Origin of the sequence: Exiguobacterium sp. s160, from assembly GCF_018617575.1 — a bacterium.
GTDB lineage: Bacteria > Bacillota > Bacilli > Exiguobacteriales > Exiguobacteriaceae > Exiguobacterium > Exiguobacterium aestuarii_A.
Genome location: NZ_JACSKK010000001.1, coordinates 431,407 through 456,164 on the forward strand (window position 1 = coordinate 431,407; position 24,758 = coordinate 456,164).

Genomic DNA, 24,758 nt, shown 5'->3' on the forward strand with positions numbered 1-24,758 from the left:
GATTGATTCATATCTAAGACGCCTGCCTAACTAGGCATGCATAAACAACGTGGGACGTCGTATGCCTTCATGCATATGACGTCCCTTTTGTGTCTAAAATTAAATAAAGCAGGTGACCTGTATGTTTCAATCACTCAAGCAACTCGACCGCAACATTTGGATACGTTTCTTAGGAGAAACGATCACGGGAATCATGATGTTCATGATTGCCCCATTCTTAGTCCTTTATTATAGTGACCAGTTAGACAGCTATCTTCAAGTCGGAATCATCATGGCGACGGGACCAATCATGGCGCTCCTCGGCTCGATGATTGGGGGACGGCTTGCTGATCTATACGGACGCAAACCAATCATGATGATCGCCATCGTTGGTGACGCGCTCGCCCTCATCGGTTTTGCGTTCGCCGATTCGTTTTGGCCGTTGCTCTTACTCAATGCCATGCTCGGCTTGACCAATTCATTGTTCCACCCCGCTGCCAGTGCAATGGTCGCTGATGTCACGGAACCCGAGCATATGAACGAGGCGTTCGGCCTCTTACGAATGGGACATAACATCGGAGCCGCATTCGGACCGCTTCTCGGGAGTGCGGTACTGTTCATCGACAGGGAGCTCATTTTCTTTGCGGCTGCTTTCATCTTTGGCTTGTATGCCCTCGTGCTTGGGGCATTCATTCACGAGTCATTGCCGGAGTTCACGGAAGATGAGACCCCGAGCAACCGTGAAGTGTTGCGCGTATTCTATAACGACCGCGTGTTTCTTATCTTTATCTTTGCGGGTATATTCATATCAATGGGGTTCTCGGTCGTCGAAAGTATGTTGCCGCTCTTTTTGAAAGAGTCGCTCCCGACGTATACGGATCAACAAAACCCATTCCCTTACTTGTTAGCACTTAACGGGATCCTCGTCGTTCTTTTCCAGTTCCCGATTGCATCGAAGCTTGGGAATAAGCCTTTTGGGAAAGTCATGTTTGCTGGGGCTACCGTATTCGGGATTGGGATGATCTTGATCGCGATCGTCCCGAGAGCATTGTACGCTCTCGACGTTCCTTATCTCCCACTCGTGGGAATTTTACTCGCTGTCTACGCGTTTTACACGTTTGGCGAGATGATCATGTCCCCTGTCCAACAGACATTCATCGCCTTGATTGCGCCAGAGAACATGCGCGGTGCTTACAATGGGGCTGCGAGTGTTCAGTGGCTGATCGGCGGTGTCACAGCACCGATTATCGCGAGTGTCTTCTTCGATCATCGCGCCGGGCATATTGCACTGATTTTGATTGGTGGCGCGAGTTGTCTGTCAGGCATTATTTATTGGCAACTCGGACGTCACGTTCAAGCGACAGAAGCAAAACAAAAGACGGCGTAATCACTCATTGACCACACTCTCTGTTTCCTAAAAAGTGTGGTCTTTTCATTCTTTTCATTCTTATTAAAATTTGAAATTATCATTCAATTCACTTTACAATCATAATAATCCTTTTTATGATAAAACGGTTAAGGAGGGATCTTTCATGGAAAGGATCGATAAACAGACAATCGTGGACAGTGTTCCACAAAAAGGCTTCTTCGGACAACCGAAAGGGTTGTTCACCCTATTCTTCACGGAGTTTTGGGAACGTTTCTCGTACTACGGCATGCGGGCCATCCTCGTATTCTACATGTACTATGAGGTTTCTGAAGGTGGACTTGGGCTCGACCGTAATGTCGCGCTGTCCATCATGTCCGTCTATGGTGCGCTCGTTTATATGTCAGGGGTCATTGGGGGATGGCTTGCAGACAGAGTATTCGGGACGTCACGCGCGGTCTTCTACGGTGGTGTGTTCATCATGCTCGGACACATCGTCCTCTCGATTCCAGGTAGCGTCGTCTTCTTATTCATCTCAATGGCGTTGATTGTTATTGGTACGGGTCTATTGAAACCGAACGTATCAAGCATCGTAGGAGATATGTATAGCGAAACAGATCGCCGTCGCGACGCTGGATTCAGTATCTTTTACATGGGGATCAACTTAGGCGCATTCATTTCGCCTCTTATCGTTGGACAAGTTCAAAAAGACTACGGTTTCCATTGGGGCTTCGCCCTTGCAGCAATCGGGATGTTCGTTGGACTTGTTGTCTTCGTGTTGACACGTAAGACGAACCTCGGGCTTGCTGGTTCGTATGTACCGAACCCGTTGTCTCCAGACGAGAAAAAGAAAACGATTCGAATCGTCAGTCTCGTCACGATCGGTATCGCCATTTTGCTCGCGATCTTGATTCCGCTCGGTTGGTTCACAATCAACACGTTCATCACGCTAGTCGGAGTGTTCGGGATTGCGATTCCAACGATTTACTTCATCATCATGTACCGTAGCCCGAAGACGACAGAGGTCGAGCGTTCGCGCATCATCGCCTACATCCCACTCTTCATCGCTTCGGTCATGTTCTGGGCGATTCAAGAGCAAGGAGCAACAATCCTTGCGAGTTATGCCGATACACGGACTGACCTTGAATTCTTCGGATTCACATTGTCACCAGCATGGTTCCAGTCGTTGAACCCGCTCTTCATCATCCTGCTCGCACCGGTATTCGCTTGGCTGTGGGTTCGCCTTGGTGACCGAGAGCCGAGTATCCCGACGAAATTCGCTTTCGGGATCTTGTTTGCAGGAATTAGTTTCTTGGTCATCCTACTCCCTGCTTACTTCAGCGGTCCGGATGCCCTCGTCAACCCACTCTGGCTCGTCTTGAGTTACTTTATCGTCGTGTTGGGCGAGTTGAGCTTGTCGCCGGTCGGTTTGTCGGCTACGACTAAACTTGCACCCGCTGCGTTCTCTGCTCAAACGATGTCACTCTGGTTCTTATCGAACGCTGCCGCGCAAGGGATCAATGCCCAGCTCGTCAAGTTCTACTCACCAGAGAATGAGATGCTCTATTTCGGAGTCATCGGCGGAGTCGCCATCATCTTAAGTTTGATTCTGTTCGCACTCGCACCAAAAATCAAAGTATATATGCGCGGAATCCATTAATCATCAAAAACGCCAGCCGATTCGATCGGCTGGCGTCATTTTTTATTTGCGTACTTGAATGAGTGACAAGTAGCGGTCAATCATATTGTGGTTAAAGTAATCATGGAAGTTGTCTTGTTTCAGCGATTGAATCGATTCATGGAATGTCGCAGGAAGAGATGCGATTCCTTGGCTTTCGATTTGTTTCGCTGAATACTCGAACAAGTCGTCCTCGTTCGGCTTAGACGGTTCGAGCTTCTGCTCGATTCCTTCTAAACCAGCGTAGATGAGGGCAGCAAGTGCCAAGTATGGGTTTGCACTCGGATCAGGATTTCGGACCTCTACTCGAGTCGCGCTTCCACGAGAAGCCGGGATTCGAATCATCGAACTACGGTTCGATGGACTCCAGCAAATGTTAACCGGTGCCTCGAATCCAGGAACGAGACGCTCATATGACTCAGGAAGCGGATTTGTAAAGATGGCCGTCGCACGGGCATGCTTTAAGATCCCTTCGATGAAATGACGAGCTGTTTGAGAAAGTCCATAATCGGCGTCAGCCTCGTCAAACGCGTTGCTTGTCGCCTTGCCTGCTTCGTCGTTCTTCCATACCGAGATGTTCAAATGCATCCCAGAACCGTTCACGTCACGCAACGGCTTCGGTAAGAACGAGACAGATGCCCCTTTTTCTTTCGCCGCGATCTTGACGATTTCTTTGAAGAACTGAATGTTATCTGCCGTATGGAGCGCATCGTCATATTTGATTCCGATTTCATGTTGTGCCGGAGCGACCTCATGGTGGACCGCCTCGATATTGAATCCGACATTGCTCAAGCGGTTTGCAATATGCTGACGTACTTCGTAACCTTTGTCTTCTGAACGAGTCGAGAAGTAACCGGCCTCATCATAAAACTCTCCATTTTCATCAAAGATGAAGAATTCAGGCTCTGCGCCGACGAAAACCGAGTAGCCATCGCGTGCAGCTCGCTCGAGTGCATCCTTCAACACATTACGTGGGTCGTATTCATATCGCTCACCCTCTGGTGTACAAACATCACAGAAGAACGCCAAAATACTCTCATCACCATCTTGCTCATAACGTGGACGATCTAAATCCGGTCTCAAGAATAAGTCGGAGTTTTTGATGGAAGAGAATCCGTTGATCGAAGAGCCATCAAACATTGTTTTTCCTTCAAAAACCTCTGGCAACAATTTTGCCGAAAGCGTCAAGAGTTTCAAATCACCGAGGACATCTGAAAAGTAAAGATGGATTTGGGTAATATTTTTCTCTTGTACCGTTTTCTCAATTTCTTGTTGCTTCTTTGCTACGTCATCCTTGTCTGTTCCGAATAGATTTGCCATGATTCTTAAAAACCTCACTTCAATGGATTTGACAGGCAAGCTGTCGTTACGCACCTTTCGTACGCTTCTCTATAGTTCATAACCGACTTCGTTTTTTTCTAAACATGAAATTTTGAAAGACGCAAAGTGGCTACATGACGGAAGACTTGATATGATGGATGCAGAATGTCACAGAGAGGGAGAACGCGATTGTATATTTTTATGACTGGTGGAACTGGATTTTTAGGAGGTCGACTCGCCAAAGAGTTGATTGAACGGGGGCACCGGATTTGCATGCTCGCCCGAACACCGGAAAAAGTAAATGCTCAGTTCACGGTGGAAGAAAGAAAATCAATCGATGTGTTGCCTGGCGATTTGACGGCACACGCACTCGGTGCTAATGAACAATTTATCGATTCACATAAAGGAAAAATCGATTTATTCCTACACATGGCAGCACTCGTCAAATTTGATGAAGAGTTACGCGATGAATTGTTTGAAACAAATGTAACGGGGACGAAAGAAGCTCTTCGATTGGCGAAGTTGATTGACGTTCCTCGGTTTTTCCATGTAAGTACCGCTTATACACTCGGGGCAAAAGAAATAGGTGGCGAAACGTTATATGATGTCTCTCAATCGTTTCTAAATCCTTACGAAGAGAGCAAGGCACATGCCGAACAGGCGGTCTGGCAATCACGGGATGAACTCGACGTTTCCATCTTCCGTCCAGCCATCATCGTTGGTGACTCGAAGACCGGAGAAGCGGATTCAAAATTCACGATGTATGGCTATATGCGTGCACTCGAGCTGTTCAAGCGAAAATTGGAGCGCCGCGGTCATGATTTTGAATCCATCCGTTTAATCGGATCGGCGACGGGCACTTCGAATCTTGTTCCGGTCGATTATGTCGCGGATGTACTCTTGGCCGCCATCGAGCATGCGAAAGCGGGCACGATTTACAATGTCACGAATGACACGCCACCACGCAATGAGATGATGCTCGATTATATGAAAGAGTCGCTCTCCTTCCCGCATTTGACGATCACGGAGACGCCGTCGTCCACACTCAGTGCTGTCGAACAGTCATTTAACGAGATGGTGAAAGTATTCAATCCGTATTTGAATCGAAACATCACGTTCCATGACGAAAACACAAAACAATTGTTAAAAGATGCTGGATTCTCTCCACTTCGCCTCGACCATAAGTCGTTGCGACGAATCGTGAATGCCTATTATCAAACAAAACAATAAAAAAATGGACCGGGCTTCCGGTCCATTGTCATTTATCACAGACTAATACGATTTTTCCATCTTTGATTTCGCGCTCGAGTGAGTCGACCATCTCTTTCGTAAGACCGAGGCTTTCCATCTGTTCCATGCGATCTTCTGAGTTGCTCGTAAATTTCGAGAGCAACGACTCGAACATTCCCTTTTCCGGAATGCGGTACGGTTGGACACCAGCTTCTGCCGCCAGTCGAATCGTCAATTCTTCGTCTTTGGCGAATAAGTAGATGTGTTCGTTCACACACCCTCCTGAGACCATCTCGTTCACTTCATGATCTACCGTTGTCATATCATTTACTACCCTTGTCTCTAACATGCCCCATCCTCCTAAACGTTCACAGTCATGGTTTTCACTGTTTTTGTTATTCCCGAAAAATGAGGTGGTAAACATAAATCGTCATCGTTTAATCATGAAACGTCCATTCTTCCACATCAAAATGCTGCACGATTCCTCCGATGCGCTCACGTTCCCCTTCTATGGTAGCCCGACCCAATAGGCGCGCGGTCACAACGAATTGATTCCCATCTTCTCGGATGCGGGATATCCGATAATCCGCCTGTTGCAAAAGACCAGCGATGATCTCCAGTTTTTCTCTCTCGGATGACCGAAATGTATGGTTCATGTTCATTCCCCCTCTGTATATATGCTACCATATCGTTTTGTAATGGAGATGATATACTAAAGACAGTGAAAAGGAGTGAGTTACGTGCCTAAACAAGACTTGAATACAATCATGCTTGAATATTTAAACGAAAAAGAAGATTATGAAGCGTTTGCCACAAAACTGAAAGCGCTCCTCAGTGAATTGTTAACGGAAGCCGGTATTCAGTTTCATTCGATTGTCGCCCGTGCGAAAGAAGCGGACAGTTTATATGCCAAACTGTCCCGTAAACCATACCAATACCGTTCGTTACGTGACGTTCAGGACCTTGCTGGGATTCGGATTGTTACTTACTTCCATGATGATGTACGGACTGTCGCCCAAATATTGGAGGACGAATTCACCATCGATCGAGAACAGTCAATCGATAAATCAACTTTGCTTGACTCCAATGAGTTTGGCTATTTGTCTGTTCACTATGTTGTGGAGCTGAGTGAAAAACGACTTGCCCTCGGGGAATATCGACGATTTGCCGAAAAGGAAGCGGAAATTCAAGTCCGCTCGATTCTACAACATGCTTGGGCTGAAATTGAACATGACCTCGGTTACAAAAACCCGAATGCTGTTCCGCCTGAAATCAAACGTAGTTTCAGTCGTGTCGCCGGGCTTCTCGAGATTGCTGATTCTGAGTTTGTGAACATCCGTAAACAACTCCGGACATTCGAACAAGAAACAGTTGAACAAATCCTCGATTCTCCTGAAAAAGTGACGATTACTCGAGACAATTTAAACTATTACATGGCCAACGACCAGACCGTTGAAAAATTGGATAATGCCATCTTCCAAAGCGAATGGTTGCTCGAGACCGATCTCTCAGCAATCGTCGAATTGACTCGAATGTTTCATTATGCAGACATCCGAACGTTCAAAGACTTAAACGACACACTTTCAACTTACTATACGCAAGCCGTCCAATGTGCGACGCTACTCCCTTCATCCCTTCTGCCGAGACAAGGGATGGGTGTCGTCTATGCCGTCCTGGCCAAACTATTGGCAGAAGGCGATGACCCGCAAATCGAATTCTTCTTCAGACGTTTCTATCCAGATTTGAAACATTATGAGGAAGTCATTCAACAAATCCGTTCAAAAGACGAGCCTTTATAACTTTACAGACAACATGTTTTTAATGTAGAATGTTTCTATGTTCTGAAGTATATATGAATAATATTATCACTAGGAGGTAGTTTCGAGGATGACAACACCTGTACCAACTGCTTCACGTCGTCAGCTCGTCGCTGATGCTGAACGTGGAATCCGGATGAACTATCGCGGAGTGAAAAAAAATCTCCGTTCGATGTTCTCACAATACTTGACTCGTAATGAATTCTTCATTCTACGTTCTCTTTGTCAACAGAGTCCTCAAATCGCCTCTGCTTTGTCGAATGAGTTTCAATTTTCAGCCTCGATGATCACGGCACTCGCTGATGAGTTGACGAAAAAAGGGTTAATCTCTCGCGAACGCAGCGAACGTGACCGCCGTGTCGTCGAACTTCAAGCGACAGACGAAGGTCGCGAGTTGTTCGAGACGTTAGAGAGTATGAAAATCGAATACTTGATGGATGTATTTACTGATTTCTCTGATGAAGAACTCATTTTACTTTCAAAATTATTAGACCGCATGGATGCTTAAGCCATGAATAGACCTCAGCCGTACTGGCTGGGGTCTATTTTTTATGAGACATGAAAAAGGAGATGCAAAACGTGTGTTTGCATCTCCTTGCTGTCAGTTTGCTTCAATCAGGTGTGCCGTGACGACGATCCGGTCACGATACCCAAGATTTTCATCGTATGGCCCTGCACATGTAATCAGTTGAATCCGTTTCGCCTGAGTCGCCGCAAAGATTGATGCAAGTGGGACTTGATTAAGGCGATATTGCTTCACGCTGACCACTTCATACGTTGCGACTTGACCTTCCGCCTGGAGCGTCACCAGTTCTCCTATGGGAAGTTGACCAAGATTCGCAAAGATGGCGGGGCCGTTCAAGTCATCAAGATGACCCGACAAGACGACGTTTCCTGTCGCCCCTGCTTTCGCACCATACTGATACCAACCGACTTGATCCACTTCAGACGGAGTATCCATTCGACCAGCCTCATCTTTCCCGACCGCTTCAATCGAGGCATCGACATCAATTGATGGAATGACGAGTCGTTTCGGGATGAAACTTTTCGAATGAAATGATTGCCTGTCGACCTGTTTAGAGGTCAATACGAGTGGTTCAGCGAATTCGGCCGTCGGCATGACAAATGGTTTGTCTGGTGCTTCAGCTTGAGCACACACCACTAGAAAAGTGATGGTACCTAGAAAGAACAGCTTAAGCGTCTTGCTTCTGACGACGAAAGACGTAGAATCCAGCTGCTGCTGCTCCAACTACTGCTGCAGCGAGCAACCAGTTCATTGACGCTGTTTGAGCGAGACCACCTTGTCCTGTTTCAGGGGCCATTGCCATCTCTCCACCATCAGCGGCAAGGAGTACTTCAAATGCTGGTTCTCCTTCAAGGAGTCCGATTGCAAATGCTGTATAGTTCTTACCACCTTCGAGTGCGACACCATCAAGTGCTTTCACGACATCAGTCGCTCCTGCTGGACGAACTTCAAGGTCGTATGTGCCAGCATCGAGTGTGCCATAGTCACTTACTGCTTTGAACTCGAGATTCGAGAAGAGTGGGTCTCCACCTTTAGGTGCGACATCCACTGCTGGTGCATCTGGTGCAAAGTGTGCGACACGGACTTTTGATTTACCGTCTTCGAAGTTCGCATCATCTTCCATTGCAGCGATTTCGATGTTTTCAAGTTGACCGATCGCAGCAGCTGTGTAGAATTTGCCTGCTTCGATTGAAAGGTCTGCTGCGACGACGACTGTTTCTGCGTCACCTGCTGGCTTGATCTCAACGTTGTAATCCCCTGCAGGAAGTGTCAAGTAGTCAGTGAGATCCTTGAACTCTGCTCCCTCGACCGCGACTTCCCCATCCACATACACGTCAACTGCCGGTGCATCAGGTGAAGCATGTAGCACACGGACCATCGCATTTTCATGTCCATCGGCGCTAACCGGTAGGATGAAAGCGAAGGCCAGTGCTAGTGTACCCAGTAAAGACATCAACTTCTTCATGTGAAATTTCCTCCTTTTGTCTACGGTAACCTACGACTTGCATACAACAAGTGTGATGCAGTGCTACATGGTGTGCTACATCTGATTGCTATGTAGCTCGGTGACATCTTAAACTTAAGACAATCCGACAATGACGTAAAGGGGGCACTATGCCCTGAATGTGCTCCGATATGCTGAGGAATGAAAGCGCAACCTTTACATAAATTGTAGTTCCCTCCCATCAAATTATAAAACCCTTTAGTCGGCGACTAAAGGGTTTTACTTGCCCATTCGATATCATTGACGAAAATGGCGTCGACTTCTAATGCTTCACAACGCTCGAGTTGTGCATCTGTCTTAATCGTATAGGGTCTGACAGGCACACCATGTCGTTGCAACGATTGAATCTCTTCATTCGTGATGCGATCAATATGCGGATGGACTGAATCGGCACCAACCGATTCCAGATATCCAACGGTGTCATATAATGGTTGCGCGAGTAAGATGGCCGCCTCGATGTCTGGTCTCATCTTTTTTAATCGGTGTATCGTCTCATGATTGAACGATGAGAAAAGAATACGTGACGGGTTGATGCCCGACGAATCAAGTGTGTCGAGCAACCGGGATTCGATTCCAACGTATCGCAGCACATCGGTCTTCACTTCAAGATTTAATCGAATCGATGTATCCCTCACAAGTTCGAGAAGTTCTTGCAGGGTCGGGATAGCCTCTTGTTTAGAAGATCGAACTCCGGCGTTAAACCTTCTCAGTTCGTCGAGTGTGTACGAAGACACTAACCCGCTCCCGTCCGTCGTACGTTCTAGCGTCTCATCATGAATGAGAACGAGCTCACCATCTTTGGTCAAATGAACATCTGTTTCAATCCCATCTGCCCCCGTATCCAGTGCGAGTCTGAACGCCGACATCGTATTCTCCGGTTGTAGTGCCATCACACCACGATGCGCAAATCGTTTCATTTGGACACAGTCTGATACTTGTCCGTCAAATAGCGAACAAGCGGTTGAACCGAGATTTCTTGACCGGTCACTTTTCGAATGAGTTCATTCGGTGTCAGGCGCTTTCCGTATTGATGAACGTTTTCTTGGAGCCATGTTTTGACTGGCTCAATCTCACCATCTTGAATCAATGTCTCAAATTGAGGAAGGTCTGCTTTCAACGCCTCCGTCAACTGCGCCGCATAGATGAGGCCGAGTGCATAACTTGGGAAGTATCCGAACGAGCCACCCGCCCAATGTACATCTTGGAGCACGCCTTTAGCATTTGTTGGAACATCGAGTCCGAGATACTCTTTATACTTCTCATTCCACGCGGCCGGAAGCTCGTCGACGGATAACGTTCCTTGAATGAGTGCTTTCTCGAGTTCATAGCGGATGATGATGTGAAGGCTATACGTCAGTTCATCCGCTTCGATTCGGATAAGTGAAGGTTTTGCCTCGTTCACTCCACGATAGAACGTATCAAAATCGATGTTACCATATACCGGGTAGAGCTCTTGGAGTCTCGGATAGACACGGCGCAAGAAAGCTTCACTCCGACCGATAAAGTTTTCAAAGAAGAGCGACTGCGATTCATGGATTCCCATCGATGCGCCACCGCCTAGCCCGAGCTCGTCAAGCATTGGATCGATTTGTTGTTCATACGTCGCGTGCCCTGCCTCATGCATCGTTCCGAACAAGGCATTACGGAAATCAGCCTCATCATATTTCGTCGTGATTCGTACGTCGCGACGGTTGATCGTGATCTCGAACGGGTGCACCGTCGCGTCAAGACGACCACGGGACAAATCGTATGCAACGACGTTCATCCAGTCATGACAAATCTTTTCTTGAATGTCTGACGGCATCGACCAATCTAGTGAGAGTGATTCTTTTGGAAGCTGTTGAATGAGCGGCACCAGCTCGTCTCGGAGAGAAGCGAACAGCTGATCTAACAATTCGACGGTCATCCCCGGCTCATAATCATAAAGCAGGGCATCGTATGGATGCTTCTCATATCCGAAATATTCCGCAAATTTTTGTTGGAATCCGATGATCTTTTTCAAATATGGAGCAAACATGTCCCAATCGTTTTGATTCTTTGCTTTCTCCCAAGCCGTCTCCGCTTCAGATACGAGCGTCACGTACGCTTGATACTCATCATGAGGAATCTTTGCGTTTCGTTCATATTGCGTTTTTGCGATTTGAAGTGAACGCGATTCGACTTCAGACAGTCCACTTTCTTCAGTCATACGTCCCAATAAAGAAGCGAACGACTCACTCGTCTGTCGTTTGAACGCCTCAGTCGACAAATATCCGATTGTTTCCGCACGGAGCGGTGCCGACTGTTCCGGCATCTGAGTACGCATATCCCAATATAAAAGAGAGATTGCTTCATCGAACGCACGCAATTGCTTAAAATGCTCACGCCATTCTTTTGTTAGTTCCATCTGTCATTCACCCCTATGTGTTGTTCTGTTCTCTTTCTACTTTATTATAGCTGTCAACCTTTGCCTATACTAGTTTACAAATCTTCTCGCATCTTGTAGGGAAGTGGTTTTGTCGCCGGACCTTCTAGGACGGCTCCTTTAGCATCAAAACGAGACCCATGACAGGGACAGTCCCAAGTCCGTTCCGCATTGTTCCATTTCACGGTACAACCGAGATGGGTGCATGTCAGATTGACTACGTGAAAATGGTTGTCTAAATCTCGATATACCCCTTTTGTCTGATGGTCCACTTGCACGATTCCGCCTTCGTCTAGTTGAAGGTCCTCGACACCCCGGCGTTCGAGTACGCGCTCCATGGTCCCCTTTGCGAATTGTGTCGCCGTATCGAGATTGGTTCTAATAAATGGACCAACGTCAGTCGGTTTGACGGTTTTCCGAAGAGGAGACACCAACTCCGAAAATCGATTCGGCTGACCGGTAAGTTGATCCGCGATTAAATTCCCTGCTGCAATCCCATTAGTCATCCCCCATTTTAGAAATCCTGTAGCTAGTAAGATGTCTGGTTCCCGTTTGAACATTTGCCCGACATAGGGAAGCGAGTCCAACGTGATGAGATCTTGAGAAGACCAGCGATACGACGCCCGATTCGTTCCAAAATAATGTTGTGCATCACTCTCCAGACGATCATAGCGACTTCGGGTGTCCGTCACCTGTCCCGCTGTATGTCCTTCTCCGCCAATTAATAAATACGTTTTTCCATCATCTACATATGACCGATACGATCGACTGTTTTGGTCAACACTTAAATACATTCCTTTCAGCGGAGCTGTATCCGTTTCACAAGCGACAATATAGGAGCGCTCTACTGAAAATTTTGACACGTATAGGCCACGTAGGTCATTGAATGGATAATGAGTCGCAATCACGACCTGATTGGCCTGAACCCTTCTTCCTGTAGCAGTCGTGACAATCGGGCGTGGTCCTTGACTTACATCTAGTGCCCTCGTCTGTTCATAAATCCTTCCACCCAGCCGGACGAATCGATCTGCCAATTCACGTAAGTACTTGACTGGGTGAAACTGGGCTTGCTTTCGAATGACAAGCGCTTGATCAATTGAGAAGGGAAGCGTGTTTCCGACTTCCTCCGTTGCCTCCCCTCCGTCAAGCTTCAACCGACGATAAGCATCCAGTTCTCTGGACAGTTCTTCACTCGGTTCCGTTGAATATAAAAATGAGTCTTCTATCGAATAGTCACATTCAAATCCTTCATCGATTTGCTTTTGGAGATAGACGAGTGCCTCTTCGTTAAATTCGTAGTAGAGTCGGGCAGTCGTTTCATCGAAATGTCGAATCAGCTCCTGATATATCGCTCCGTGTTGGACAGAACACTTCGCCGTCGTATGTCCAGTCGTGCCGTGACCAATCTCTAGCGCTTCTAAGAGCGTTACTTGTTTTCCACGCTTTTGGAGTTCATAGGCACAGACTAGCCCGGCGATTCCGGCTCCGATGACGACGACTTCAGATGATTCCGAAGCGGTTAATGGTGGATACAGTGTCCCGGTGTCATGTTGTCGCCAGATGGAGTTCGTGAACGGATAACGTTGCATGGCATATTCCCCTCTCATTAATGGATTTCCTACCTCTATACCCGATACACCATCGTTTCATCATCAATCATTGACCTAGTTCTTTATTTTATCGGCGCAATAAATATGCGTTTTCTATTATCTTTATAGAGTAACGATAAAGGAGGGACTTGTTTTGACCCGTAGAAGGAGACACCGAAGAAGAACGTACATCATGCGAAGAATGGTTGCAGCGGTCGTGTTGCTCGGAATCGTCGCACTGATCCCGACATTGGTCGGATTTAAGCAGGATAAAGAAGCACCGACACCCTCTGAAACTGCGGCTCCCAAAGTCGTACCTATGAAGCAAGGTCCCGTGTTCCCCGACATCGAGATGGGAACTTGGCACCCAATTGAAACGATGTTACTCCATAACGAGGACATTCCAGTCGGTGCGATGACATTCGTAAATGTGGACAAACAGGAAATCTTGATTGATAAAAATGCTGACGACCGTGTCTTCCCAGCCAGCACGACAAAACTGATGACGGCTTTACTCGCCTACGAGAAAGCATCGGCGGCAAACGAACTCGATCAGCCGCTCATTTCGATCCAGACCTCAACACTCGACATCCCTTGGGACAGCCACATCGCGCATCTTGCGATTGGTGATACATTAACGGTACGCCAGGCGTTATACGCCACGCTCCTTGAATCAGGAAATGATGCCGCAAACAGTCTGGCAGAATATACGAGCGGTTCGACCGAAGCATTCGTTCAATTGATGAATGAACGGGCAGAGGTTCTTGGATTGACAGGTACCCATTTTGTGAACGCGCACGGATACTCCGATCCAAATCACTACACGACGGCGAACGATATGGCAAAAATCGCATACGCATTTAGTACATATCCTGAACTCGTTGAGATTGCTGGTACATATGAATTTAAAGCGGAATTCAATGACAAAGACGGAAATGGTAAACGACGCTGGTGGTATCACCTCGGCTCATCCGTCAATGAGAGAAGTATCCACTACTCAAAGTATGTGACCGCTACGAAAACGGGGTATACCGATGAGTCGGGCTATACGATGGTGTTTATCATGAAACATCAAAACGAGACGTATATCTTGGTCACGATGCAGGCAAAATCCGGGCAAACTTTCCCGACGATGCGTCTGGTCGAAGAGAAGGCTTTTAAATAACGTAAGAAAAGGGCATGTAAATCCATGCTCTTTTTCGTTTTTTCAGAAAAAGCATCGCTTAATGTTACAGGAATATTACAGCAAGAAGTCCTCAACATTTCAAATATTCAGAATATTTAAACTTTTTAGCACCTTATTTTCACTCTCATCCGTTGATATGATAGGCTTTAGAGCCATTTTTCTGAAAAGGTGACAGTTTGCAATCATTTAAATCGTTCGGTAAGGTAAGACACAAGTTCGCCTTTTCAACTTTTGTTATTGACTGTGTGATGTGTTCACACAATCGCGAACGAGTTTGATGAAATAGATTTTCTTAACTTAATAGGAGGTAATTCAATGCTATGGCAAGAATGGGTATCGATCGCGCTTTATCTCGTGATGATGCTTCTTATCGGATACGTTGCGTATAAACGAACGACCGATTCATCAGATTATATGTTAGGTGGCCGTAAAATGGGGCCAGGAGTTACAGCCATGTCAGCCGGAGCTTCGGATATGAGTGGTTGGATGTTAATGGGACTACCGGGTGCAATGTACGCAACTGGACTATCAGCAATTTGGTTAGCCGTTGGATTGGTCATCGGAGCTTACTTGAACTACTTGTTAGTTGCTCCACGACTTCGCGTCTTCACAGAGATGGCGAACGATTCGATTACGATTCCAGACTTTTTAGAGAATCGGTTCCGAGATCACTCGAACTGGCTACGGATCCTATCTGCATCCGTCATCATCATCTTCTTCACGTTCTATACGTCAGCCGGACTCGTTTCTGGCGGGAAGTTGTTTGAAAGCTCATTCGGATTAAACTATCAGACAGGTGTCGTCGTTACAATTAGTGTCGTGATCTTGTATACCCTCTTCGGTGGATTCACGGCAGTTAGTTGGACAGACTTCGCACAAGGTGTCATCATGTTCTTGGCACTCGTGCTCGTTCCATTTGTTGCTTTGACGGATCTCGGTGGAGTAGACACTGCTGTCAACTCTGCAACGACAATCAATGCCGACTTGTTTGATCTCTTCAAAGGGACAACGACACTCGGGATTATCGGTCTCCTCGCTTGGGGACTCGGCTACTTCGGTCAGCCACACATCATTGTTCGCTTTATGGCCATCCGTGATGTGAAATCATTGAAAACAGCACGTCGCATCGGAATGAGCTGGATGACCGTATCAATTATCGGTGCAGTCATGACAGGTTTCGTCGGAATCGCTTATTTCCGTGGACAAGGTAATCCACTCGGTGACCCGGAAACAGTCTTCATTCAATTCTCAGAAGTCTTGTTCCACCCGTTCATCACTGGATTCTTGTTAGCCGCAATTCTTGCAGCTGTCATGTCGACTGTATCATCACAATTGCTCGTTACTTCATCTGCTTTGACAGAAGACTTCTATCGTAAGTTCTTCAACAAAGAAGCAAGTGAAAAAACAATGGTACGTGCTGGACGTATCGGTGTCTTGCTCGTCGGATTTGTGGCGACGCTTATGTCACTCAACCCATCTAGTACAATCTTGACACTTGTTGGTTATGCTTGGGCCGGTTTCGGTTCTGCATTCGGACCAGCAATCCTGTTATCACTCTACTGGAGCAAGATGACACGCCAAGGTGCCCTCGCCGGTATTCTTGTAGGTGCCATCACGGTTATCCTTTGGATCGTGACTGGACTTTCAACAGTCCTTTACGAAATGGTTCCTGGCTTCTTCTTAAGTATGTTGGCAATCGTACTTGTCAGTAACTTCACAAGCCAGAAAGAACAGAAACGCATCAATCGTGAATTCGGTGAAATGGAAGCTGAATTGGCAGCTGCGAAAAAAGAATAATCCAGATCAATTTAAAAACTCGGTTCCCTTCAGAGGGACCGAGTTTTTGTATTACATCGATGCTGCGATTAACCAGACACGGATTACGAATGGTACGAGCACCAATATGAGCATCGCATTTCGCATCCATTTGCTCCGATTCCAGTAATACGCCATCAACACGAACGGATGAAGTGCGACTAGCTCATATGGATTGAACCAGAACCACGTGATAATCAGGACAATCAAGTAATACAGAACCGACTTTTCCTTCGTTGATCGATATTCACGCCACATGTCATACGCCCCTTTGAAGAACGCAATGAATGTCGCAATCCAAAACAAAATGACAATGATATTGTCGAATCCACTAAACAACTGAGTAACCACCTTTTAGGAAGCATTTTCTACATAAAAACCGCCCCAATAAATATGACGGTACGTAAACTCTTTTCCACTCTCTACAGTAATCACAATTTCATCTTCCGTCAATACGAGGACGTGAACAGGTACTTCTCCTTGGCGTAACATCGGGCTAAACAATTGAAATTGTTTATTGAGCCATTTGCGTTCTGAGAAATTTTGATAATGATGTAGCGCAAGCATCGGATGACTCAAGTATGCGGCCCCAACGATCGCGATGGCGATAGGTGGAGCTCCAATTTCCATCAAGAATGTGAAGACGAGAACGAGTGACAAAACTGAATAGCCAAACTCAACCAATTCCATGAAAGAAGCACGACTGGCGATGACATATTGTATCACGCGAAACATGAGATACAATATGATACTCACAATTAGAAACTCAGAGAATGGCGAATGGCGAAACGATACATCCAAATAGAACAAGACAGGTAACAGGAGGATCCATTTCCACAGATGTAAGGCGAGGTAAAACAATGATTGATCGATGAAACGACGATTGTGTACGAGCCGTTGCATATCCATGTTTCCCACCTCCGCTTAGATGATGTGACCTTACGTTACCATTCCCTATTCTTTTAAATGATAACTAGCATTTACACGTCTAACGAAGTTTTTCTTTCCCCTCGATCAATGTCGCGTTCAAGAGTCCTCCTAGCAAAATCACAGAAGCAGCAAGGTAAAACCAAATTAACAAGACAATGAACGCCCCAAGTTGACCGTAGAACTGTTCATAGTTCGCGAACTGGGAATAATAGCTGAACACGTTTGAAACGATGAGGATTCCTACAGTCGCAAATGCCGCCCCAGCCCAACTATTCTTGAATGTACCTGACACACTCGGCAACCACTTATAAACGAAGATAAATACGGTAAAGAGTATACCCGTCCCTACAATCCATCTAAAGTAAAACCATATCTGAGCATAGGTCGTGACGATCTCATCGATGAACAAGATATATGAAGACACTTCACGTAACGCCGTTTCGATCACCGGTACGAGTAATGAAAACGGGAGTACAAACATGAGTGCCAATGTGATTGCGATGTCTTGCAAGACACCTCTCCAAAAAGCCTTATTTCGGACCGCCCGATAAGCATCGTTTAATGCCCGGACCAACGACTGCACAGCAATCGATGAAATCCAAAGTGCGGGTAAGATACTGAATGATGCCAATTTCAATTTAGAGTTATCGAAAATCGCTTCGATGTTCCCTTCTAACAGCCGATAGCTCGCTTCAGGCATAATGAGTGATAACGCTTGTATCACATCACCGCTCGTAAATGGTAAAAACCCGACAATCCCTAATACGAATAATAAGAACGGGAACGTGGATAAAATGAAGTAATAGGCCAACATGGCAGCTTGGTCAAAGAAGCGTTCTGTAAAAAAACGCTTGACGACTGTTGATAAAACTTGTTTCATCTTTACTCTCTACTTTCTTTAATATAATAAAAATACGGTATTTGAAATATTATTACTAAAATGAAGGAGAGGCTTCCGGTAACGGAAGCACTCTCACATCGGTTAACTGATTTCTTCTTTTTTCGCTTCCCACGCCTCGATGTGTTCTTTTCCGGGAAGATCGACGCCTTCTTTAAAGAATTCTGGGTCTCGCCCTTCTTTCTTCTGGGCCATGTAATCATCGAGTAACGTCTTCGCGACTTTACTCAAGCGGAAAATCGCATACATGTTGACGAGCGCCATGAGTCCCATGAAAATGTCAGCGATGGACCAGACAAGCCCTGCCGACCGTACTGAACCAAACATGACCATACCGACGACTGCAATCCGATAGATGATGAGATAGCGTTTCTTTTCCGAGATGAACTCAATATTCGTTTCACCATAATAGTAGTTCGCCAGAATGGAACTGAAGGCGAAAAGTAAGATGGCGATGGTCATGAGCGTCGTCGCAATCGGTCCAATCTCGACGAGAAGTGCCTCTTGCGCAAGTTCAATCCCTTGGAACGACTCGGACCCTTCAACACCCGAGATCAAGACGATCATCGCCGTCGCTGTACAAATAAACAACGTGTCCACAAAAACGCTGAGTGATTGGATCAATCCTTGTTTGACAGGGTGACTGACTTCAGCCGTAGCTGCCGCATTCGGTGCGGAACCCATCCCCGCCTCGTTCGAGAATAGCCCACGTCGAATTCCTTGAAGGACAGCCGCACCGACCGCACCACCGAACAATTGTTGGAAACCGAGTACACCTTCAGAGAAGATGGCCGAGAAGACTTGTGGCACGACATCAAGATTCGTCAAGACGACCCAAATGGCCAGCAAGATGTAGCCTCCTGCCATGACCGGTACGATGATTCCGGATAGTGTTGAAATCGAACGAATTCCACCGAAAATGACGATGGCGGTGACGACTGACAGAATCAAGCCGACCCATACCGTGTCAACCTCAAACACATTGTTCACGGAGAGTGCAATGGTGTTGGCTTGTACTGAATTGAAGGCAAAACCGAACGCAAACGTAATTAAGATCGCAAACACAATGCCGAGCCACCGTTCTCCGAGCGCCCGTTCGATGTAATAGGCCGGTCCCCCACGCCAAGCCTTGCCATCATGCACTTTATATACTTGGGCAAGCGTGCTCTCAACAAATGCCGAGGCCGCTCCGATTAAAGCGATGAGCCACATCCAGAACACGGCTCCAGGACCACCTAACGCAATCGCGGTCGATACACCGGCAATGTTTCCCGTACCGACACGTGCCGCGGTCCCGATTGCGAACGCTTGGAATGAAGAAACTTGACCTTTCTCGTGTTTGAGTCCTTTGACAAATAGTAGTTTGAACATCTCAGGTAGCATTCGGAACTGGACGAACCCCATCCGAATCGTAAAATAAAGACCTCCTGCAATCAAGACGAAGATGAGAAGGTACGACCATAAATAGTCATTGATTTGCATAATAAGTTCACGGATATCCAACGAAATCGCCTCCTTTTATCGGGTTTTTACCCGCTATGAATCTGACAGAAACAGTGGGTTCAATGCACGTTTTTAAGAATCTCTTCACAAAGACGATGTGTCTCCAAACTATCCTCAGCTAGGACTGACTTGTTCGCTTCCCCATTTAAAAGTTTGATAAAGTCATCAATCAAGTCGATAAAGCCCCGACGCTTTAAATTTGACTCCCACGGATCAAGCGACCACTCTTTTATCCCATCGACGCCATAGTCTATGACTCGTTCGACGTCCCGTGTGACACGCTTCACAGATGGAGACATGACTTCCATCACTTCTTCCGTGCATCCATTATCCCGGTTCATCCAGCCGATTGCTTCAATCCCACCCGCCTGAAAATGAATCATCACCTGTTTCAACACATCTCCTTCATATCGCGGCGTGACAGACAAGCGTTCGACAGGATGAAGGTCCGTCAAATAACGAAGCGTATCGACGACGTGCACAAAGTCCTCGATGATAAATTCTCGAAGTGTCGCCGGTTTATACGTTCTGTTCTTTTGAATAAGTATCATGTTCTTTTGTTCGACTTGTTTAAGCGCCTCTGTCGCCGTAGCAAATCGGCGATTGAAGCCCGTGACGAGATGAACACCCTTCTCTTTCGCAAGTGCAACAAGACGTTCCGTCTCTTCAAGTGAGAACGTGATCGGCTTGTCGATGAAGACATGCTTCCCTTGTCGTAAACAATATTCCGCTTGCTCGTAATGGGCAGCTGTCGTCGAATGAATCATGACCGCATCGATTTTTGTCATCGGTACGTCTTGAAGGTCCGTATATCCTTTTTTAAAACGATAGGTCGATATGATGTCCTGTAACTTCTGTTCATCTCTTGAGACAAGATACACGTTCACGTTTTTTAATCCGGTGTATACAGGCAGATACGCTTTTTTTGCCACGTCACCTATGCCTACTACTAAAATATTCAATCGGTCCACTCCTTTATGTTATATGTAGAAAGCCCGAAGCGACTGCCTCGGGCTCACGTAATAGATACAATCTCAAAACTGGTGATCGGTTCACGAATCGCGTCGGATACAATCTGGTAAGCCGCATTTAGTTCCTCTTGATTATTTAAATCGGGCACCCGGTCCATTTCCACCTCGACCGTCCGAGTGTTCTGTTCTTTCGCGTGTAATTGATATTCAACGGTATACTTTTGCATCACATGTCCCCCTCTAATTATACATATGTTATGTATAACCTGTTCATCGAATGATGAAACAAGTGAGTTTGTTCATCGGAAGCAAAAAAATGACCGCTCGCTAGAACGGTCATTCGTTTATGACTCCGATTTTGGTGACGCGTCACGGTTTGGGCGTGGACGACGTTTTCCAAAGTACTGATAATATTGAGTTTCGATGTTACCGTTGTACAACTTCCGACGCTTCGTCGCCGGGCGACCGTATGCTTTTTCGAAGTCCTCATAACTCGTCAACATGTAGACGCTGTATCCAGGGTACTTCGCATATTGTGCGCCGATCCGCTCGTACAAGTCGATGATTTCTTCTTCTGACTGAAGTCGTTCCCCGTAAGGCGGGTTACCAATGATGACGCCGTACTCCTCTTTCGGTTTCAATGCGGCCGCATCACTATGGACGAACGTGATCGCATCACGGACATCGGCGAGTTCCGCGTTGTCTTTCGCAAGTTTTACCATACGCGGGTCGAGGTCGATTCCATAGATTTTGAGCGGTTTATCCCACTCCGCTTTTTCGTTCGCTTCGTTCATGGCTGCATACCACGCTTTTTTCGGGATACATGTCCATTCCTGAGCGAAGTATTCGCGATTAATACCCGGCGCGATGTTCCGTCCGATCATCGCCGCCTCGATTGCGAGTGTCCCTGAACCCGTGAAGACATCATAAAATGGCATATCAGGACGCCAGTTCGTCAATTGAATCATTGCCGCCGCCATCGTTTCTTTAAGTGGTGCCTGTGAATGCAACTCACGGTAGCCTCGACGGTGAAGCGGGCCTGACGTATCGATTGTGATCGTCGCTACATCTTTTAACAAAGCAACTTCAATCGGGAATTTCGCACCTGACTTCGGCAACCATTCCCCTCCCTTATGGTAGCCACGCTGCATCGCTTCGACGATTGCCTTCTCCGTAATCTTTTGACAGTCCCGAATTGAGAACAATTTCGATTTGACCGAGCGACCATCAACCGTGAACGCAGCGTCCCACGGCATGAAATCTGTCCACGGCAATGCCACAACCCCGTCGAATAGTTCTGTGAACGTTGTCGCCTTGAACTCCGCTACGACGAGTTTGACACGGTCTGCCGTGCGCAACCACATATTTAATCGTGGAATGTCTTCCATCTCCGCATCGATGTAAACTCGACCATTCTCGACTTCACATGTGTATCCTAAGTCTCTTACTTCTTTTGCAACGAGTGCCTCAATCCCCATCGCTGCTGTCGCAATCAGTTTACGTTTTGCCATCTGCAATCGCCTTCTTTCTACATTAAAATCTTTCATTCATGTTGTAAATTGTAAAAAAATCATGAAAAAAGGAGCTCAAGTATATGTGCTTGAACTCCTTGTCGTTGTTAGTTGAGACTATGTTGTCCTGTAAGCCATGTTCTGTACTCCGGTGCTCATAGCGGTCTCCCTGGCACGATGGAGTGACAATCATCTATCTGCGCACATCGGCGCCCTCCGTCCCGTTCGGTTCCGGTTCGGAAGTTCCCCTACCATAGTTTGGGTTTCTCGCTCGTGGGGTTTACCTCGTTCCACTCTGAACGTTTCCGATCAGACTTCGTCACTGTGGCACTTTCAAGAAGCGTACACCATATCCGAGGACTTAGGTGTTTCTTCTGCCGTCAACTTGCGTTGCCTACACTTATCTTTTCGTGTAGCACGATCACTACAGCCATCACAGGCTGTGCGAGCATGGACTTTCCTCAAAACTTGCGTCCCGCGATTGTCCAGACCTCATAGTCACTTCAACCATTGTAGCGGAAATTTCAACAATTTACAACTGAAATTCGAAACTTGATTTTACATTCAGTCAGCGCTAAAATAAGGCGTGTTCATTGAATAAGGAGGGATTTTGATGCATCAAGATGCAAAAAACGGTTGGATTCAACGTCTGACTTATGTAATAGAAATCGATGACATTAAAGTGCTCCACCCGAACAACGGCGTGTTCGCCTTCTACCGAAATAATCGTCTCGTCCGAGGGTTTGAACCGTTCGATATTAAAGCACCGAACGAACTCTCGAAACGATCTTATCATTTTGACCATCATAATTTAGCACACTTAGAAGAGCGTTTCCCTGACGCGATTCCGGTGTTCGACGAAACCCATGAAACGCGTCGCGCTTGGAGTGATCGGGTTCGTGTCGGATTATGCGAAATCATCCGCGATGGTAAACTCAGTTTTGAGCATATTGACGACCAAGGAAATGTATTAGAAGCGAGTATCCGTTGGTGTGGAGAAGCCATCACCATCGATTGAATTAGATAAGCCGTCTCTCCGTTCGGAGTAGACGGCTTTTTTCTTTATAAGGATTCAACCACAGGCGGTTCTTCCTCGACCACAGGCGGTGTATAATTCGTCGATACGACTTTTTCACGCACATCTGTCGGCTTTAGAATCACCGTCAACGGTTTTGTCGTATCTCCTCTCACCGGGAATGTTCCGGCGATATGGAGGGCTTCATACATTTTATTGCCATCCGCATCAAGAACGGTGACGATTCCTTTACGAGTAGTCTGTAAGGAGAACGTCTGAGCATCTGCCGCATCAACGGAGATGGACGTTTTGACCGTATTGATATAATCAATCGTCTTACTCGTAGACCGTTTGTATTTTCCATCGGTCATTTGGGCGACAAGTCGATACTGCCCACTCGGTAGCCAATCACCATATGCAAACATCGTAAAGTTTGTATTCGGACTTAACGTTTTAATTTTCTTACTACCCATATACAGTCCATACGTCGTTTTGATTGTCGGACGCTGCATGACATTCAGTTTCACATCGGTAATATAGCGTTGCTTCCAAGTAGAATCAGTACTTAGTGTCAATGGCCGAGGGGTCGCATCGAGTAGTTTTAATGTATTCAACTCCGTATACGTTTTCCCTTGAGAACGTGGCATTTTCGCGATCAGGGCATCCACCTCGTCAGGTGTTAAAAATGGATTGATTGATTTGACGAGCGCGAGACTCGCTGTGACCATTGGTGCGGCCATAGAGGTACCATCCATATAAATAAAACGATTATTCACCCCGAGTGAGAGAATATTCACACCAGGAGCAACGATTTTTACACTCGCATCCATGTTGGTGAAGTCAGCAACTTGATGACGAGAGTCAATCGCACCGACAGCAATCACTTCTTTCATATTCGCCGGGAACGACGTTTTAGTCATCCCATCGTTACCTGAAGATGCAACTACGATTACACCTTTGGCTCTCGCCTGTTTGATGGACGCAGCTAAGCGACGATCATAGTCATCTCCACCAAGTGATAAGTTGATAATCGTGGCACCTTTTGCGACGGCAGTATCTACAGCTTTTGCCACCGTCCATGAGTCTGTATATTCAGAGTTTCTTCCATAGAAAACATTATAAAAATGATATCGCACGTTCGGGGCGAGCCCGGCAATTCCAAAATGATTATGCTTTCCTGCCATGATGCCGGCAGTATGCGTCCCATGGGTATCTGCGCTATAGGGACCTTTCATCGAATTCACGACGCGTGGAACATTTTTTAAATCTGTATGATTACGGTCGGCAGATGAGTCGATTAACGCCACGACGATGTCTGAGGCACCTCTCGTTTTACTCCACGCCAAGTCTGTCCCGATTTGTCGTACATAATATTGATTCGTGATTCGTGGCTCTGAGACGACGTAGCCATGTTTTTCAAGCACGACAGGTTTCGCTGCATCCACACCTACAGGCAATAACAGCGCAATCGCTGTCAAAAGGGCAATCTTTTTCATTCCTTCCGCTCCATTCCAAA

24 protein-coding genes and 1 other RNA gene are annotated in these 24,758 nt (G+C 46.5%); 8 read left to right on the top strand and 17 right to left on the bottom strand.

What is annotated here, in order from left to right; translation table 11 throughout:
* The first annotated feature begins 121 nt into the window (after nucleotides 1-121).
* Both KNO86_RS02215 and KNO86_RS02220 read left to right on the top strand, forming a co-directional pair.
* Nucleotides 122-1,366 carry an MDR family MFS transporter gene (locus KNO86_RS02215; RefSeq protein ID WP_214692478.1) on the top strand — a complete coding sequence of 415 codons (1,245 nt, stop codon included), beginning with the start codon at nucleotides 122-124 and terminating at the stop codon, nucleotides 1,364-1,366.
* Nucleotides 1,367-1,511: 145 nt separating this feature from the next.
* Nucleotides 1,512-3,005, top strand: a complete 1,494-nt coding sequence (locus tag KNO86_RS02220) for a peptide MFS transporter (protein WP_214692480.1) — start codon at nucleotides 1,512-1,514, stop codon at nucleotides 3,003-3,005.
* A 42-nt stretch (nucleotides 3,006-3,047) separates the two neighbouring features.
* On the opposite strand, the gene KNO86_RS02225 is transcribed toward KNO86_RS02220, so the two are convergent.
* Nucleotides 3,048-4,343: a glutamine synthetase family protein gene (locus KNO86_RS02225; RefSeq protein ID WP_214692487.1), complete on the bottom strand. Its 1,296-nt coding sequence runs from the start codon at nucleotides 4,341-4,343 to the stop codon at nucleotides 3,048-3,050.
* A 189-nt stretch (nucleotides 4,344-4,532) separates the two neighbouring features.
* On the opposite strand from KNO86_RS02225, the gene KNO86_RS02230 reads away from it, so the two are divergent.
* Nucleotides 4,533-5,573 (top strand): SDR family oxidoreductase, encoded by a 1,041-nt coding sequence (locus KNO86_RS02230; protein WP_214692489.1) that lies wholly within the window; start codon nucleotides 4,533-4,535, stop codon nucleotides 5,571-5,573.
* A 28-nt stretch (nucleotides 5,574-5,601) separates the two neighbouring features.
* Here KNO86_RS02230 and KNO86_RS02235 read toward each other — a convergent pair whose 3' ends face one another.
* Nucleotides 5,602-5,922 carry a YflT domain-containing protein gene (locus tag KNO86_RS02235; RefSeq protein WP_214692491.1) on the bottom strand — a complete coding sequence of 107 codons (321 nt, stop codon included), beginning with the start codon at nucleotides 5,920-5,922 and terminating at the stop codon, nucleotides 5,602-5,604.
* Nucleotides 5,923-6,010: 88 nt separating this feature from the next.
* Complete coding sequence (locus KNO86_RS02240; protein WP_214692492.1) at nucleotides 6,011-6,229, bottom strand: hypothetical protein; 219 nt, start codon at nucleotides 6,227-6,229, stop codon at nucleotides 6,011-6,013.
* Nucleotides 6,230-6,313: 84 nt separating this feature from the next.
* Between KNO86_RS02240 and KNO86_RS02245 the strand changes: the two genes are divergently transcribed.
* Together KNO86_RS02245 and KNO86_RS02250 are read left to right on the top strand one after the other, a co-directional pair.
* Nucleotides 6,314-7,372: a GTP pyrophosphokinase gene (locus tag KNO86_RS02245; RefSeq protein WP_353047396.1), complete on the top strand. Its 1,059-nt coding sequence runs from the start codon at nucleotides 6,314-6,316 to the stop codon at nucleotides 7,370-7,372.
* Nucleotides 7,373-7,460: 88 nt separating this feature from the next.
* A complete protein-coding gene (locus KNO86_RS02250; protein ID WP_074034413.1) occupies nucleotides 7,461-7,898 on the top strand; it encodes a MarR family winged helix-turn-helix transcriptional regulator in 438 nt (145 codons plus the stop codon).
* 93 nt (nucleotides 7,899-7,991) lie between these two features.
* Here KNO86_RS02250 and KNO86_RS02255 read toward each other — a convergent pair whose 3' ends face one another.
* The 5 genes from KNO86_RS02255 to KNO86_RS02275 form a co-directional block, all read right to left on the bottom strand.
* The gene (locus KNO86_RS02255; RefSeq protein WP_251126867.1) at nucleotides 7,992-8,639 is read right to left on the bottom strand and encodes a class F sortase; all 648 of its coding nucleotides are present in this window, start codon (nucleotides 8,637-8,639) and stop codon (nucleotides 7,992-7,994) included.
* Nucleotides 8,584-9,381, bottom strand: coding sequence for a DUF4397 domain-containing protein (locus KNO86_RS02260; RefSeq protein ID WP_074034410.1), 798 nt, complete (start codon nucleotides 9,379-9,381; stop codon nucleotides 8,584-8,586). The genes KNO86_RS02255 and KNO86_RS02260 overlap by 56 nt, the downstream gene beginning before the upstream one ends.
* Before the next feature lie 248 nt (nucleotides 9,382-9,629).
* The gene (locus KNO86_RS02265) at nucleotides 9,630-10,337 is read right to left on the bottom strand and encodes a glycerophosphodiester phosphodiesterase (protein ID WP_214692494.1); all 708 of its coding nucleotides are present in this window, start codon (nucleotides 10,335-10,337) and stop codon (nucleotides 9,630-9,632) included.
* A complete protein-coding gene (locus KNO86_RS02270; protein ID WP_214692496.1) occupies nucleotides 10,334-11,806 on the bottom strand; it encodes a carboxypeptidase M32 in 1,473 nt (490 codons plus the stop codon). Before KNO86_RS02270 ends, KNO86_RS02265 begins: the two co-directional genes overlap by 4 nt.
* A gap of 74 nt (nucleotides 11,807-11,880) precedes the next feature.
* Nucleotides 11,881-13,413, bottom strand: a complete 1,533-nt coding sequence (locus tag KNO86_RS02275) for an FAD-dependent oxidoreductase (RefSeq protein WP_214692511.1) — start codon at nucleotides 13,411-13,413, stop codon at nucleotides 11,881-11,883.
* A gap of 193 nt (nucleotides 13,414-13,606) precedes the next feature.
* Here KNO86_RS02275 and KNO86_RS02280 point away from each other — a divergent pair, with 193 nt between their 5' ends.
* Both KNO86_RS02280 and putP read left to right on the top strand, forming a co-directional pair.
* The gene (locus KNO86_RS02280) at nucleotides 13,607-14,578 is read left to right on the top strand and encodes a D-alanyl-D-alanine carboxypeptidase family protein (protein ID WP_214692513.1); all 972 of its coding nucleotides are present in this window, start codon (nucleotides 13,607-13,609) and stop codon (nucleotides 14,576-14,578) included.
* A 336-nt stretch (nucleotides 14,579-14,914) separates the two neighbouring features.
* Nucleotides 14,915-16,396 carry a sodium/proline symporter PutP gene (putP, locus tag KNO86_RS02285; RefSeq protein ID WP_214692515.1) on the top strand — a complete coding sequence of 494 codons (1,482 nt, stop codon included), beginning with the start codon at nucleotides 14,915-14,917 and terminating at the stop codon, nucleotides 16,394-16,396.
* 51 nt (nucleotides 16,397-16,447) lie between these two features.
* Here the strand turns inward: putP and KNO86_RS02290 are convergent, their stop codons facing one another.
* The 8 genes from KNO86_RS02290 to rnpB all read right to left on the bottom strand — a co-directional run bounded on the left by KNO86_RS02290 (nucleotide 16,448) and on the right by rnpB (nucleotide 22,720).
* Nucleotides 16,448-16,753, bottom strand: coding sequence for a hypothetical protein (locus KNO86_RS02290; RefSeq protein ID WP_251126868.1), 306 nt, complete (start codon nucleotides 16,751-16,753; stop codon nucleotides 16,448-16,450).
* Between the two features lie 15 nt (nucleotides 16,754-16,768).
* A complete protein-coding gene (locus KNO86_RS02295; protein WP_214692517.1) occupies nucleotides 16,769-17,323 on the bottom strand; it encodes a hypothetical protein in 555 nt (184 codons plus the stop codon).
* Nucleotides 17,324-17,402: 79 nt separating this feature from the next.
* Complete coding sequence (locus KNO86_RS02300) at nucleotides 17,403-18,224, bottom strand: YihY/virulence factor BrkB family protein (protein WP_214692519.1); 822 nt, start codon at nucleotides 18,222-18,224, stop codon at nucleotides 17,403-17,405.
* A gap of 102 nt (nucleotides 18,225-18,326) precedes the next feature.
* Complete coding sequence (locus KNO86_RS02305; protein WP_214692521.1) at nucleotides 18,327-19,745, bottom strand: alanine/glycine:cation symporter family protein; 1,419 nt, start codon at nucleotides 19,743-19,745, stop codon at nucleotides 18,327-18,329.
* 59 nt (nucleotides 19,746-19,804) lie between these two features.
* On the bottom strand, nucleotides 19,805-20,707 hold the full coding sequence (locus tag KNO86_RS02310; RefSeq protein WP_214692523.1) for a Gfo/Idh/MocA family protein: 903 nt from the start codon (nucleotides 20,705-20,707) through the stop codon (nucleotides 19,805-19,807).
* Nucleotides 20,708-20,760: 53 nt separating this feature from the next.
* On the bottom strand, nucleotides 20,761-20,943 hold the full coding sequence (locus KNO86_RS02315) for a hypothetical protein (RefSeq protein ID WP_074034388.1): 183 nt from the start codon (nucleotides 20,941-20,943) through the stop codon (nucleotides 20,761-20,763).
* A 117-nt stretch (nucleotides 20,944-21,060) separates the two neighbouring features.
* On the bottom strand, nucleotides 21,061-22,227 hold the full coding sequence (locus KNO86_RS02320) for a THUMP domain-containing class I SAM-dependent RNA methyltransferase (RefSeq protein WP_214692529.1): 1,167 nt from the start codon (nucleotides 22,225-22,227) through the stop codon (nucleotides 21,061-21,063).
* Between the two features lie 125 nt (nucleotides 22,228-22,352).
* An RNA gene (gene rnpB / locus KNO86_RS02325) (RNase P RNA component class B) lies at nucleotides 22,353-22,720 on the bottom strand.
* A 120-nt stretch (nucleotides 22,721-22,840) separates the two neighbouring features.
* Here rnpB and KNO86_RS02330 point away from each other — a divergent pair.
* Nucleotides 22,841-23,245, top strand: a complete 405-nt coding sequence (locus tag KNO86_RS02330) for a hypothetical protein (RefSeq protein WP_214692531.1) — start codon at nucleotides 22,841-22,843, stop codon at nucleotides 23,243-23,245.
* Between the two features lie 44 nt (nucleotides 23,246-23,289).
* On the opposite strand, the gene KNO86_RS02335 is transcribed toward KNO86_RS02330, so the two are convergent.
* The gene (locus tag KNO86_RS02335) at nucleotides 23,290-24,738 is read right to left on the bottom strand and encodes a S8 family peptidase (RefSeq protein WP_214692533.1); all 1,449 of its coding nucleotides are present in this window, start codon (nucleotides 24,736-24,738) and stop codon (nucleotides 23,290-23,292) included.
* Nucleotides 24,739-24,758 lie beyond the last annotated feature (20 nt).

Excerpts from the sequence above, each read along its gene's own strand:
- KNO86_RS02215 (WP_214692478.1), top strand. The coding sequence starts at position 122 with ATGTTTCAATCACTCAAGCAACTCGACCGCAACATTTGGATACGTTTC.
- KNO86_RS02220 (WP_214692480.1), top strand. The coding sequence starts at position 1,512 with ATGGAAAGGATCGATAAACAGACAATCGTGGACAGTGTTCCACAAAAA.
- KNO86_RS02225 (WP_214692487.1), bottom strand. The coding sequence starts at position 4,343 with ATGGCAAATCTATTCGGAACAGACAAGGATGACGTAGCAAAGAAGCAA.
- KNO86_RS02235 (WP_214692491.1), bottom strand. The coding sequence starts at position 5,922 with ATGTTAGAGACAAGGGTAGTAAATGATATGACAACGGTAGATCATGAA.
- KNO86_RS02240 (WP_214692492.1), bottom strand. The coding sequence starts at position 6,229 with ATGAACCATACATTTCGGTCATCCGAGAGAGAAAAACTGGAGATCATC.
- KNO86_RS02250 (WP_074034413.1), top strand. The coding sequence starts at position 7,461 with ATGACAACACCTGTACCAACTGCTTCACGTCGTCAGCTCGTCGCTGAT.
- KNO86_RS02260 (WP_074034410.1), bottom strand. The coding sequence starts at position 9,381 with ATGAAGAAGTTGATGTCTTTACTGGGTACACTAGCACTGGCCTTCGCT.
- KNO86_RS02265 (WP_214692494.1), bottom strand. The coding sequence starts at position 10,337 with ATGAAACGATTTGCGCATCGTGGTGTGATGGCACTACAACCGGAGAAT.
- KNO86_RS02270 (WP_214692496.1), bottom strand. The coding sequence starts at position 11,806 with ATGGAACTAACAAAAGAATGGCGTGAGCATTTTAAGCAATTGCGTGCG.
- KNO86_RS02275 (WP_214692511.1), bottom strand. The coding sequence starts at position 13,413 with ATGCAACGTTATCCGTTCACGAACTCCATCTGGCGACAACATGACACC.
- KNO86_RS02280 (WP_214692513.1), top strand. The coding sequence starts at position 13,607 with ATGCGAAGAATGGTTGCAGCGGTCGTGTTGCTCGGAATCGTCGCACTG.
- putP (WP_214692515.1), top strand. The coding sequence starts at position 14,915 with ATGCTATGGCAAGAATGGGTATCGATCGCGCTTTATCTCGTGATGATG.
- KNO86_RS02295 (WP_214692517.1), bottom strand. The coding sequence starts at position 17,323 with ATGGATATGCAACGGCTCGTACACAATCGTCGTTTCATCGATCAATCA.
- KNO86_RS02300 (WP_214692519.1), bottom strand. The coding sequence starts at position 18,224 with ATGAAACAAGTTTTATCAACAGTCGTCAAGCGTTTTTTTACAGAACGC.
- KNO86_RS02315 (WP_074034388.1), bottom strand. The coding sequence starts at position 20,943 with ATGCAAAAGTATACCGTTGAATATCAATTACACGCGAAAGAACAGAAC.
- KNO86_RS02320 (WP_214692529.1), bottom strand. The coding sequence starts at position 22,227 with ATGGCAAAACGTAAACTGATTGCGACAGCAGCGATGGGGATTGAGGCA.
- KNO86_RS02330 (WP_214692531.1), top strand. The coding sequence starts at position 22,841 with ATGCATCAAGATGCAAAAAACGGTTGGATTCAACGTCTGACTTATGTA.
- KNO86_RS02335 (WP_214692533.1), bottom strand. The coding sequence starts at position 24,738 with ATGAAAAAGATTGCCCTTTTGACAGCGATTGCGCTGTTATTGCCTGTA.